Below are 11,726 nucleotides of genomic sequence, written 5' to 3'. Positions count from 1 at the left end.
TTACTTGAGCTCGACTTTCGCGCCGGCTTCTTCGAGCTTCTTCTTGAGCTCGTCGGCTTCGGCCTTGCCGATGCCTTCTTTGACCTTTTGCGGGGCGGTGTCCACCAGATCCTTGGCTTCTTTGAGGCCAAGGTTCAGGGTTTCCTTCACAACCTTGATGACGGCGAGCTTGTTGCCGCCGGCTTCGGTCAGGACGACGTCGAACTCGGTCTTTTCTTCGACTTCGGCGGCGGGGGCGGCACCGCCACCCATCATCATCGGCATGCCCATCATGGGAGCCGCGGCGGTGACGCCGAATTTGTCTTCGAGGGCCGTCTTGAGCTCGCTGAGTTCAAGGGCGGTCATTTTGCTGATGTCTTCAACCAATTTTTCAACAGTGCTGGCCATTTTGGGTTACTCCGTTTCGGGTGCAGGTTCTTCTGCGGCAGGGGTTTCCTCTGCGGTCGGGGCTTCTTCGGCGGTTGCTTCGGGAGCGGTTTCGGTGGATTCGCTAGTTGCTTCGGCAGGGGCCTCATCGGCAGCCGGAGCCTCGGGGGCTTTGGCTTCGATCGGCGATCCTTCGGCGACCTTGTCGGCCACGGCGCCAATCACACGGATCGGATCCGCGTAAAGGGCTTCGATGACACCGACGAGGTTGGAAAGCGGGGCGGCGACCGCGCCAATCACTTGGGCGATCAACACTTCCCGCGGAGGGAGCTTGCTGAGGTTTTCAACCGCATCGCTGTTGAATTCCTTGCCCGCCAAAATCCCGCCTTTCACCGTCAATTTCTTGCTGGATTTGGCGAAATCAAAGAGCACCTTGGCGCAGTCGCTTTCGTTTTCGTAAACGAATGCGTAAGCGGTGGCGCCGCTGGTCATCTCTTCGCTGATCTTGGAGGCATCATCGCCAACCGCCTTGCGGAACAAGGTGTTCTTGATGACGTGGAGCTCGCCGCCTTTGGCTTTCAGTTCTTTCCTGAGAGCCTGGATTTCCTTCACCTTAAGGCCGCTGTATCCGGTGAAAAACACCCCGGCGGCACGCGAGTATTTCTCTTGCGTGTCGTCGACAACGTTTGCCTTAGCTTGGATTTGGGGTTTCATGGCGGTCTGCATCGTGCTTTGACCTTTTTCCGCTTTTTTCAAAACGGAAAAAACCGGCTCGTGTCCTTGGAGGTTGAGGGGACAGGAACCGGCCATGCTTTTGCCTTGCGGCGGAAAACTGGTTGTGGTTGTCTCGTTCTTCCTCGGCGGGCTGGCGTCTTATGGCACCTCGATTGGTGCGCCTGCTGTCTCTGGTTTTTGAGCCGAGAAAATTATGGCACAGGTTCGGTTGAACCTGCTTGGGACCGCAAGGGCTTCCATGCCAAGTGGCAATGGCCCGCCCATCCTGGTCACCGGCTTGACCCAGCCGCACCCGGAGCAGTAAAAACTTTTGCAAATGGATGCCTTCCGAGCCCAAACCCTCGACACCCCCGCCGGAAGGCAGTTCGCCGAAGACGGCTACTTCATTGCCAAAGGCATTTTTAGCCCCGATGAAGTCCAAGTGCTCGAAGCCGACTTCGACCGCATCGTAGCCCAGATCCTCGCCTCGGGCGAACACATCAACGCCACATGGACCGGGCCCGAAATGGAAAAACTCGGCAGCCAGAACATGGTGGTGCTGCACACCCACAACGTCCAGCAGTATTCGGCGGTATGGGCGCGCGCGTTCTACCAAAAGCGATTTATCCAGGCTGCCACCGACCTGCTGGGGCCGGATGTGGTGCTGCACCACAGCAAGCTGTTCCAAAAACCTGGGGAAGAAGGCGCACCGTTCCCCATGCACCAAGACTGGACTTACTTCCCAACCATCCAAGACACTATGCTGGCGGGCATCATCCATGTTTCGGCGGCAACCGACGAAATGGGGTGCCTGCGGGTCTACCCCGGCACGCACAAACTGGGGAGGGTGGATGGCAGCAGCGGCCAATCCGAATCCGAACTCCTGGCGCAGTACCCGATTGAAAAGGCCCTGCCTTTGGAAGCCGAACCCGGTGACGTGGTGTTCTTCCATTACTTCACCATCCACGGGTCGATGCCCAACCGCTCGCCGCATACCCGCAAAACCGTGCTGGTTCAAATGCATTCGGGCCAAGACCGGGTCGAAGATGGCGTGATCCACCCGGCCGAGAACCTGGTCTTGTCCGGCTGGAACCACCACGCCACCCGCAACTCTGCCGGTGCGATCAAGTAAATTCACGCCGTGAAAGTGCTCCTGGATGGGTCGCTCCCCGATGAACTCGCCGAACGCCTGAGCGGGTTCAACATGCTCACCGCCCGCCGTATGGGGTTGGAAGACAAAGGCCCGGCCACCATCATGCGCGAGGCGCGGGACATGAAGTTCGACGCGATCCTTACCGCCAGCCGCGACTATCGGTTCCCCATGGGGTCAGAAGGGTGGACGTTCGGCATCGTGGTGCTGGAGATCAGCCCGGCAACACTAGAAGGGTACGAAGCGCAGATCGACCGCATCCGCGACGGGGTTCTGCGGTGCAAGGCGGGGGAAACCGTCCGGGTCGAGTGGCCGCGGTGACAATCGTAGCTAGGAGGGCTAGCTCGTTGCTCTGGCTCCGCCAATGACATGGATGTTATGCTTCTAGCTCACTCCACACCCCATCGGCTTTGAGCAGGGCCACCAACTCCGAGACCCCCTGCTCTTGGGGGATGCCGGTTTTGACGACCTCGCGTTTGCGGTACAGGGTGATTTTGCCGCCGGCGGCGCCCACATAGCCATAATCGGCATCGGCCATCTCGCCGGGGCCGTTGACGATGCACCCCATGACGGCGATATCCAAACCCTTGAGGTGGCGCGTGGCGTCGCGGACTTTGTTGAGCACCGAAGGCAAATCGAACTTGGTGCGCCCGCAACTGGGGCAGGCGATGTATTCGACCTGGGTTTTGCGCAGGTTCATAGCCTGCAAAATCTCGTAGCAGGCGGGGATTTCGTTGACCGGATCTTCGCTCAGGCTGACGCGGATGGTGTCGCCGATGCCTTCGGCGAGCAAGGTGGCGATCCCGGCGGTCGATTTGATGCGGGCATATTGGCCGTCTCCGGCTTCAGTGACACCGAGATGGAGAGGGTAGTTCATGCCCTCTTCATCCAGGCGCATGGCCATCAAGCGGTTGCTGGCAATCATCACGGGTACGCGGCTGGCTTTGGCGCTGATGTTGAGGTTGAAGTAGTCGTGGGCCTCGCAGATACGGACGTATTCGATCGCGCTTTCCACCAGACCGCGCGGCGTGTCGCCGTAGGTGATGAGGATGCGCTCGCTGAGCGAGCCGTGGTTGACCCCGATGCGCATGGCTCGGCCGTGCTTTTTGCAGGCTTCCACCACGGGGACGAAATCTTCTTCGATGGCTTTGATTTCTTCGGCGACTTCTTCGGGCGAGTAGGCGAGTTGGGATCTCAGGGCCTCGACGGTGGTGAGGTCTTCGTCTGTGCGGCCGCGCATATCGTCGCCGCGCTGGCCGTGGCGTTTGAACACGAACAGCCCTGGGTTGATGCGGATCTCGTCCACGTACTTGGCGGCTTCGATAGCGATTTTGGTGCCCTGGTGGTGGACGTCGGCGGTCATGGGGACGTCGCCGTGGCGTTCGATGACTTTGGCCTTGATTTCTTCCAGGCAGCTGGCTTCGCCGAGGGTCGGGGTGGTGACGCGCACAATCTCGGAACCGGCTTGGTGGAGGGCGATGATCTGCTCCACGCAGGCTTCGATGTTGCGGGTCTCTTCGGTGATCATCGACTGAACGACGACGGGATGCCCGTTGCCCATGGTCACGCTGCCCACGCGGCAGGGTTTGGTTTTGCGGCGCTCGTAAGTGACGTCGAGATTCATGGGCTTTGATGTATTTTACGTTGGTTGGCGATGACCCCCCGGCCCGGGCCCGAGGCCACGCCCTCGTCGGCCTGTCGGCCTCCTCCGCCCCCGGGCCGGGGGGGGAAAGCGAATGGCCCGGCGAAGCCAGATTCATCAAAGAAATGGGGGCCGGGAAACCCGGCCCCCAGCCCCCATGAGGACACTTAATAGTGCAGGTGCTTTTCGTCCACCTTGCCGCGGAACACCCAGTAGATCCCCGCCGTGTACGCCAACACAAACGGAACCCCAATGATCGCAATCGTCATCATGATCGTCAGGCTGGTGTGCGAACTCGCCGAATTCAAGACCGTGAGGCTGTTTTCGGGCGCCGGGTTGCTCGGCAACATGTTCGGGAACATCCCAATTCCAAACAGGGCTAGGTTCATCACGATGCTGAAGCAAGAACTCAGGAACGCAAAGAAGTCGCGCCCGTGGTGGATTTCCCGCGGAACATTGGCCAGGGCCAGGATGTTCAGCAGCGGCAACAGGAACAGGATGGGCATCGATTGGATCTTGGCCGCCATGTGCGGAGCAAACACAAACGTCGCCACCGTCGTCAGCGCAAAACTGACGAAGTAGAAGATCATCGAATTCCGTACCCAGACCCGGATGGTCTCGCGGAATTCACCGGATGTCTTGAGCGACAAATAGATCGCCCCGTGCAACATGAACATGGCAATCGTCGTGACACCCAGGATGATCGGGTACGGGTGGCTGAGCAATGTCCAGAACGTGCCGGCATATTCACCTTCGGCATCAAGCGGAACCCCGATCACCAAGTTGCCCAAAGCCACACCCATCAGCAACGGCAACACAAAACTGGCCACGGCAAAGGCTTTGTCCCAGAATGCCCGCCATTTTGGCGATTCCTCTTTGGATCGGAATTCGATGGCTACGGCGCGGAAGATGATCCCCATCAGGACAAGCATGAACGCCAGGTAGAAGCCACTAAATGCGGTTGCATAGACCGGCGGAAAGGCGGCAAACAAAGCCCCGCCACCAACAAGCAGCCAGACTTCGTTGCCATCCCAAACCGGGCCGATGGCGTTGAGGATCACCCGGCGCTCGTGGTCTTTTTTGGCGAAAAGGTGGAGCATCCCGGCCCCAAGGTCGAAGCCGTCGAGGATCGCGTATCCAGTCAGGAGGACGCCAATCAAGATGAACCAAGCGGTGGGCAGGTCGAACGGGTAGTTGATCACGGTTTTTCCTCCGAGAGGGATTCAGTGTTTGCACCAAACAGCCTGAGCTTTTGGGCTTCCAAGGGTTCGGGCGCCAAGGGCGCGCTGTTGTCTTCGGCATCCGGCCCGGCTTTGATTCGCTTATCCAGCAGGTAGAAGAACAAGAAGCCGAGCATGATGTACATCAGGGTGAACATCGTCAACGAGGCCAAGATAGACCCCGCATCCACCACTTTGGAGTGGCTCTGGTCGGTCCGCAACAGGCGGTAGACGCTCCAGGGTTGGCGGCCGAGCTCGGCAACCATCCACCCCAACATATTGCCGATGTGGGGAAGGGCAACCGCCCAAACAATGACCTTGAGCAGCCAGGGCTTATCCTTCAAAGTCCCTTTGAACGCGAAGTACGCGCCAGTCCAACTAATAAGAAGCATGGCCACACCGGCAAACACCATGACCCGGAAGCTCTGGAAGACCGGGGAAACCGGAGGGAGTTCTTCTTTAGGGAAGGCGTCCAACCCTTTGACCTTGGCTTCTGGGTTGCCATCCAAGAGCGTACTCCCCAGTTTGGGGATGGTGATGCCGTTGACCTTGTTCGTTGAATCGTCATAGACGCCAACCAATGTGAGGTTCACCGGCTGACTGGAGTCATAATGCCCTTCGATAGCTGCGAATTTCTCCGGCTGGTTCACGGCCAAGTGCTGGGTGGATGAGTGGCCCAAGAAGATCTGCAATAGACAGATCGCTGCCGACCACGTGAGAGCGATTTTCAAGGAACGCTGGGCAAACTCGATGTGCTGCCTTTTGAGCAAGTAGTACGCGCTGACCGAGGCCATGAAAAACGCGCCCGTTAGCCAAGCGCCGGTCACCGTATGGGTCAAGCGATCCACTGTGCTCGGGTTGAACACCATCGACCAAAAATCTGTGATGCGGGCGACTTCGCCATGCGGGCCCTGCTCCAATCGGAACCCGGCCGGGGTCTGTTGCCAACTGTTGGCCACGATGATCCAGATCGCACTGAACATCGAACCCAAACTGACCATGCAGGTGCTGAAAAAGTGGACTTTGGGGCTCACTTTGTTCCAGCCGAACACTAAGATCGCCAAGAAACCAGATTCAAGGAAGAAGGCAAAAACGCCCTCTGCGGCAAGGGCGGAGCCGAAGATGTCGCCGACGTATCGGGAATACCGGGCCCAGTTCGTCCCAAATTGGAACTCCATCGGGATGCCGGTGGCCACGCCAACGGCAAAGGTCAAAGCGAAAACCAAGACCCAAAACCGCGTCATCTTGTGATACAGCGGGTCTTTGGTTTTGAGGTACATGCCCTCCATGTAAACCAGGAGGACGCCCATCCCGATCGACATCGGGGGGAAGATGTAGTGGAATCCCGCCGTTAGGGCGAATTGGATTCTCGCAAGGACGTCTGCACTCATTGAATTACTTCTTGAGACAGGAGAGGCTCGTCCTGCCTCAAAAATGAGATTACTCAAACAAAGGTGCCATATTCACAAATTGCAAACAAGTCGGCGTAACTTTAACACTTTTTGGGCATTAGGTCTCTTAAAAGAGTGGGATTAATAAATACATTACAGTAATGTAAAGATTGACAAAATTTGCGTCAGGTGCAACAAAAAGAAAAGGGCCGCCACATTACAATGTGGCGGCCCTTGACCGTTTTCCAGACCGGTTACTTGAAGAAGTCCAGCGATTCCAACTTGCCTTTGAAGGCCTGGAGGAACCGTCCCGCCTGCAAACCGTCCACCAGTCGGTGGTCGTAGGTGAGCACGGCGTTCATCATGGACCGCACGGCGATCATCCCGTTGATGATCACGGGCCGCTGGACGATGCCGTAGACACCCAAAATGCCGGCTTGCGGTGCCGAGATCATCGGAGTCCCCAGGATCGCGCCGTAACTGCCCGGGTTGGTCAGCGTGAAAGTCGCCCCTTGCACTTCGGACACTTGGAGTTGGTTGTTGCGCGCCCGGCCGGCGATGTCGTCCAGGTCACGAGCGATTTGCACGATCGACTTGGTGTTGCAGTCCCGGATTGGCGGAACGATCAGACCCCCTTCGCCATCCCGGCCCAACGATACGGCGATCCCGATATGGGCGTTCTTGTGCGATGTCACATAGCCGTTTTGCAGGCTGGAGTTGAGGGCGGGGAACTGGCCGAGGCATTCGGCAAGGGCTTTGATGAAGAACGGCGTGTAGGTGAGTTTGACCCCATGGCTCGCCTGGAACACATCCTTGTTGATGGCACGGTATTCCACCAAAGGCGTCACATCGATCTCGATCAATGTGCTCACCACCGGGATCAGAGAGCTCCGTTCCATGTGGTCGGCAATCGCTTTGCGAATGCCAACGAGTTGGGTGACTTCGGTCTCGGAGGTCGCCGCAGGTGCGGGCGTGGCTGGCGTCGGCGTTTTGGCTGCCGGAGCCGCAGGGACTTCTGCAACCGGGGCCGGTGCCGCAGGTCTGGCGACCGGTGCGGCCGGTGCTTCTGGCGCGGCTTGAGTCGCGGTCGGCTTGGATGCGCCATCGCGAGAGGCAATGTAGGCCTCCAGGTCGGACTTGGTTACCCGGCCACCTTGACCGGTGCCAGGAACGGATTCCAACTCCGCCTCAGAAATTGAGTATTGCTTGGCCATGGCCCGGACGACCGGGGTGTAGAACCGCCGCTCGCCGCCGACGGCCGGGGTGGCCGGTTCTTCGGTCATCGCTGCCGGGGTGGGCTCAGACGGGGCCGGCGCTTCTGCGGCCGGGGTTTCAGGAGCCGGCGTGGCATCTGCCGGGGCAGGGCTCCCGCCGAGTTGGGCTTTGGCCACCGCTTCGTCTTCTTCGATAACCCCCATTTCGGCAAACACTTCGACGAGTTCGCCTTCGGGGATCGTGATTTTCACCAGATAGCCGCTTGCCGGGGCACCGAGTTCGGTGTTGACTTTGTCGGTCATGATCTCGACGACGGGCTCGTCTTCTTTGACGAAGTCGCCGACATTTTTCAGCCATCGGCTGACCGTGCCCTCGTGCACCGATTCGCCCAGTTCGGGCATCAGAATCTCTACGGCCATATGCTGGATTATGGCCGATCTTTGCCAGGGCCCAAGGTTATCCCCAATGCCATCCGTCATCTCCGGCCAGGGTCTGCATGTAGTTGAATTGCCCGCTGTGGTACCACATGTGTAGGGCGATGAACTGGCAACGCTCAAAACGGCTGGTCTCGCCGTGTTCGGTCGTCACATTGCTCAGGAGGTCGGCTTCGGAAAGGGACTTGCCGGTTGCCACAATCTTATCGCAAGACTCTTTGAACTGGGCCAGGATGTGATCCTTACCGGCGAAGCTTTCGGGCGCCGTGATCCACCCGCCTTCTGGCCACTCAAACAACTCGTCCCCTCGAATCGTCCTGCCAACGTGGTCGTTAACGAGCATGACTTCGTAGACGATGTCAGCCACCGTCCTCGCCTTACCTCCGAAATGCCGCGAAAACATCGCCTCCGGCATCGCCTCCAGGTCGGCTGTCATCAGCCGGACCGCCCCTTCGAGGAGCTTAACGGCGCTGGCTTGGAAATCCATCCACGCACGCTACCCGTACCAAACCGCCGATTGCCAACCGGTATCATGATCTTGTGATCCCCACCGACCCCCACCACGATTCTTGGCACGGAGACCGGATCAAGGAAGAATGTGGGATCGTGGGTTTTTACGTGCCCGGCGAGCAAGTGGCACGGCTGGCGTTTTTCGGGCTGTTCGCGCTCCAACACCGGGGTCAGGAATCCGCCGGGATTGCCGCGAGCGATGGGGGAACCGTCCGCATGCACAAAGATATGGGGCTCGTCGGAAAGGTGTTCACCGAGGAGATCTTGGATGCCCTGCCTGGCCATGTGGCAGTGGGGCACACCCGCTATTCCACTGCCGGGGGGAGCGAAAAGCGCAATGCGCAGCCTATCTTTTGTGTCACCGTCGTCGGTGAGATGGCCGTGGCCCACAACGGCAACCTCACGAATTCTGTCCGGCTCCATGCCGAACTCCGGGCCGAAGGCCACACTTTTGAAACTGATGCCGACAGCGAGCTGATTGCCATCCTGCTCATGAAATATATGGATCGCGGAATCGATGAAGCCGTCCGGCAGACGATGGCTCGCATCGAGGGGGCCTATTCCGTCGCGGTCTGCCTGGAAGACCGGCTGATCGGGTTCCGGGATCCGAACGGGGTTCGGCCGCTCAGCATCGGCCGGGTTGGCGAGGGATGGATGCTGGCCAGCGAGAGTTGCGCCTTTGAACCCGTTGCCGCCCACTTTGAGCGCGATGTTGCACCTGGGGAATGTGTCGTCGTCGATTCAGGCGGCATGCACTGCTTCCAAGCTGCCGATTCGCTTGGGGAGTCGATGTGCCTTTTTGAATTCATCTACTTCGCCCGGCCAGACAGCTTGATGTTTGGCACATCACTTTATGAAGCTCGCCGGAGGATGGGGGCGGCCCTCGCCCGTCAGCACCCTGCCGATGCCGACCTGGTTATCCCAGTTCCCGATAGCGGCATCCCCGCCGCGATCGGTTACGCGCGTGAAAGCGGGATCCCCTTTGGCGAGGGCATGATGAAAAGCCGGTACATCCACCGCACGTTCATCCAACCCGACCAGCGCATGAGGGAATTGGGTGTCCGCATGAAGCTTTCACCCCTGAAGTCGAATATTGAAGGGCAGCGCATTGTCTTGGTGGACGATTCCATCGTCCGTGGGACGACCACCGACCAGATCGTCAAAATGATGTTCGACAACGGCGCAAAAGAGGTCCATGTCCGCATCACCGCCCCGCCAATTATGCACCCTTGTTTTTACGGCATCGACATGGCGACCCGCGCCCAACTCATTGCGGCCAACAAATCCATCGAAGAGATCCGCCAGCACCTCGGCGCAACATCCCTCGGTTACTTGAGCGTGGAGGGGGCGATGGACGCGGTCGGCCCGCAAGAGCGGCGCTTTTGCAACGCTTGCTTCACCGGGAATTACCCGATCAAGATCGCTGGCGAGTTCGATAAAGATGCCCTGGCCAAGGCGTAAGCCAGCGGCGAAATGGCCACCGTGAAATCTGGCCAGCTCCTCTTAGAAATCGAATGATTGTGGTTGATTGCGCAATTGTTGGAATTGGCACGGAATTCGAAGGGGAGAACGCTGTTGGTTGTGGCAGCATCCGCGTGATGCTGGGATGAAGAGCCGCCCAGGCAAGACCAGGTTCTGAGACCGGATATGCCGGGCGGCGCATCCACTGCGCCTTATTGGCTCTTGCCCTGATCCAATTTGACCATTGTTCCCATCAGGGTTTTCTCGGCCCCGCCGATATCCCCCCGCTGGATCGCCTGCATCGCCATAGTGACCTCTTGGGCGTCGGCTTTCTTGCCTTGAGAGGTCAACAAGGCTTGGGTTTTGGCAAGATCCGCCAAAGCGGCCTGTGATGTAATCGCCTGGGTTTTGAGCCCCATGATCGTTTTTTCAACCACCCGCGAAGCCGCAGAAACCTGCCACGCCGCATCGACCTTGGGATTCGGGGCCGCCATGTAACGTGCAGAATCGGCCGTAAATTCCATGACGAAATCCACATCGACGGTTTGCGTGCCGCCAGTCACCGAGTCGTAGGAGAGTTTGCCGCTTGCAACCCGGTACCAACCCAATGGATGGTTTTCGAATTCGAAATCGCAGACGACTTCTATGGTCGAACCCTTTTCGATGTCGGCCAAATTGACGCTGATTTCGCGATCGATGGCGCCGGTGTGCCCGGTCACGCCTTTAAGCTTGACCCATCGGGCAGTTTTTAGGTCGAGGCGGAGGTTGACACCGGTGGTGCTGACCATCTTGTTGAACTCGGTGCGGAAGATCTCCGGAATCAGTTCGGGACGCGGGATGTAGTAGTAGTTGCCGCCGGACCGCTTGGCCATGCTGGCCAATAGTTCTTCGTTATATTCCTGCCCAAACCCCAGGAATGTGGTGGTGATGCCTTTGTCTTTGATCTCGCCCGAATGGGCCACAAGCGGCTGAAAGTCTTTGATGCCGGCCGTCGGCTCGCCGTCGGTGAGCACTACCATGCGGGTCACCCTTCCCGATTCGATGGCTTGGCCAAGTTGCTGGCTCCCCAAGGTCATCCCGTCGTAGAGGTTTGTGGTGTAGCCGGGTTGGAGTTGGGCGATCCCGTTTTTGATGGCCTGTTTGTCCGTCACCCTTTGCGGGGTCATCAGCACTTCGACGATCTCATCGAAAACCACGATGGAGAGCACATCATTGGCACTCAGCAGGTCGACCAGCTGGTTGCAGGCTTGTTTGGCATAGTCCATTGGTTGGCCCTCCATCGATCCGGAGCGGTCGATGACTAGGCACAAGTTGAGAGGGGCGCGGTCGCCAGACATCGACATGCCAGGGAGGCCGCCGTCGGTCGGGGCGGTGATTTCCAAAAGAAACTGCTCCCGAGCCGGGCCGTTGGCCATCGTTGCCTCGCGGGTCGGTGTCAAAACAAACTTTAGGGGGCTCGCGGGGGCAAATGCGGCCGTCCGGTTCGGGTCGCCGGCCATTGGCGGGGCCGACATGGCCATCGTCTGATTGCCGCCGAATGAGGGGCCGCCGACTACCGTCCGGTTTGGGTCGAGCGGCGGGGAGATGATGGTTCGGTTTGGGTCGTTTTGATTCATGGCGGCG

Annotated in this window: 11 protein-coding genes; 3 read left to right on the top strand and 8 right to left on the bottom strand. The window is 58.8% G+C overall.

Annotated elements, in window-relative coordinates; genetic code table 11:
- Both rplL and JNM28_11930 read right to left on the bottom strand, forming a co-directional pair.
- The gene (rplL, locus tag JNM28_11935; GenBank protein ID MBL8069152.1) at positions 1–387 is read right to left on the bottom strand and encodes a 50S ribosomal protein L7/L12; all 387 of its coding nucleotides are present in this window, start codon (positions 385–387) and stop codon (positions 1–3) included.
- Between the two features lie 6 nt (positions 388–393).
- Positions 394–1,176, bottom strand: a complete 783-nt coding sequence (locus JNM28_11930; GenBank protein MBL8069151.1) for a 50S ribosomal protein L10 — start codon at positions 1,174–1,176, stop codon at positions 394–396.
- A gap of 241 nt (positions 1,177–1,417) precedes the next feature.
- On the opposite strand from JNM28_11930, the gene JNM28_11925 reads away from it, so the two are divergent.
- Both JNM28_11925 and JNM28_11920 read left to right on the top strand, forming a co-directional pair.
- Entirely contained in the window at positions 1,418–2,212 is a 795-nt protein-coding gene (locus JNM28_11925) for a phytanoyl-CoA dioxygenase family protein (GenBank protein MBL8069150.1), read from the top strand.
- 9 nt (positions 2,213–2,221) lie between these two features.
- A complete protein-coding gene (locus tag JNM28_11920) occupies positions 2,222–2,551 on the top strand; it encodes a hypothetical protein (protein MBL8069149.1) in 330 nt (109 codons plus the stop codon).
- 55 nt (positions 2,552–2,606) lie between these two features.
- Here the strand turns inward: JNM28_11920 and ispG are convergent, their stop codons facing one another.
- The 5 genes from ispG to JNM28_11895 all read right to left on the bottom strand — a co-directional run bounded on the left by ispG (position 2,607) and on the right by JNM28_11895 (position 8,619).
- Positions 2,607–3,854, bottom strand: a complete 1,248-nt coding sequence (ispG, locus tag JNM28_11915) for a (E)-4-hydroxy-3-methylbut-2-enyl-diphosphate synthase (GenBank protein MBL8069148.1) — start codon at positions 3,852–3,854, stop codon at positions 2,607–2,609.
- Positions 3,855–4,039: 185 nt separating this feature from the next.
- A complete protein-coding gene (gene cydB, locus JNM28_11910) occupies positions 4,040–5,071 on the bottom strand; it encodes a cytochrome d ubiquinol oxidase subunit II (GenBank protein MBL8069147.1) in 1,032 nt (343 codons plus the stop codon).
- Positions 5,071–6,483 (bottom strand): cytochrome ubiquinol oxidase subunit I, encoded by a 1,413-nt coding sequence (locus JNM28_11905; protein ID MBL8069146.1) that lies wholly within the window; start codon positions 6,481–6,483, stop codon positions 5,071–5,073. Before JNM28_11905 ends, cydB begins: the two co-directional genes overlap by 1 nt.
- Before the next feature lie 254 nt (positions 6,484–6,737).
- Positions 6,738–8,117 carry a 2-oxo acid dehydrogenase subunit E2 gene (locus tag JNM28_11900; protein MBL8069145.1) on the bottom strand — a complete coding sequence of 460 codons (1,380 nt, stop codon included), beginning with the start codon at positions 8,115–8,117 and terminating at the stop codon, positions 6,738–6,740.
- Positions 8,118–8,154: 37 nt separating this feature from the next.
- Entirely contained in the window at positions 8,155–8,619 is a 465-nt protein-coding gene (locus JNM28_11895; GenBank protein MBL8069144.1) for a hypothetical protein, read from the bottom strand.
- A gap of 98 nt (positions 8,620–8,717) precedes the next feature.
- Between JNM28_11895 and purF the strand changes: the two genes are divergently transcribed.
- Positions 8,718–10,103 (top strand): amidophosphoribosyltransferase, encoded by a 1,386-nt coding sequence (gene purF, locus JNM28_11890; GenBank protein MBL8069143.1) that lies wholly within the window; start codon positions 8,718–8,720, stop codon positions 10,101–10,103.
- Between the two features lie 212 nt (positions 10,104–10,315).
- On the opposite strand, the gene JNM28_11885 is transcribed toward purF, so the two are convergent.
- Positions 10,316–11,719: a VWA domain-containing protein gene (locus JNM28_11885; protein ID MBL8069142.1), complete on the bottom strand. Its 1,404-nt coding sequence runs from the start codon at positions 11,717–11,719 to the stop codon at positions 10,316–10,318.
- Positions 11,720–11,726: the final 7 nt, after the last annotated feature.

Source organism: Armatimonadota bacterium (assembly GCA_016789105.1).
Lineage (GTDB): Bacteria > Armatimonadota > Fimbriimonadia > Fimbriimonadales > Fimbriimonadaceae > UphvI-Ar2.
This window is presented reverse-complemented; position numbering and strand designations above follow the sequence as displayed.

Excerpts from the sequence above, each read along its gene's own strand:
- JNM28_11895 (MBL8069144.1), bottom strand. The coding sequence starts at position 8,619 with ATGGATTTCCAAGCCAGCGCCGTTAAGCTCCTCGAAGGGGCGGTCCGG.
- JNM28_11925 (MBL8069150.1), top strand. The coding sequence starts at position 1,418 with ATGGATGCCTTCCGAGCCCAAACCCTCGACACCCCCGCCGGAAGGCAG.
- JNM28_11930 (MBL8069151.1), bottom strand. The coding sequence starts at position 1,176 with ATGGCCGGTTCCTGTCCCCTCAACCTCCAAGGACACGAGCCGGTTTTT.
- ispG (MBL8069148.1), bottom strand. The coding sequence starts at position 3,854 with ATGAATCTCGACGTCACTTACGAGCGCCGCAAAACCAAACCCTGCCGC.
- JNM28_11885 (MBL8069142.1), bottom strand. The coding sequence starts at position 11,719 with ATGAATCAAAACGACCCAAACCGAACCATCATCTCCCCGCCGCTCGAC.
- rplL (MBL8069152.1), bottom strand. The coding sequence starts at position 387 with ATGGCCAGCACTGTTGAAAAATTGGTTGAAGACATCAGCAAAATGACC.
- JNM28_11900 (MBL8069145.1), bottom strand. The coding sequence starts at position 8,117 with ATGGCCGTAGAGATTCTGATGCCCGAACTGGGCGAATCGGTGCACGAG.
- JNM28_11905 (MBL8069146.1), bottom strand. The coding sequence starts at position 6,483 with ATGAGTGCAGACGTCCTTGCGAGAATCCAATTCGCCCTAACGGCGGGA.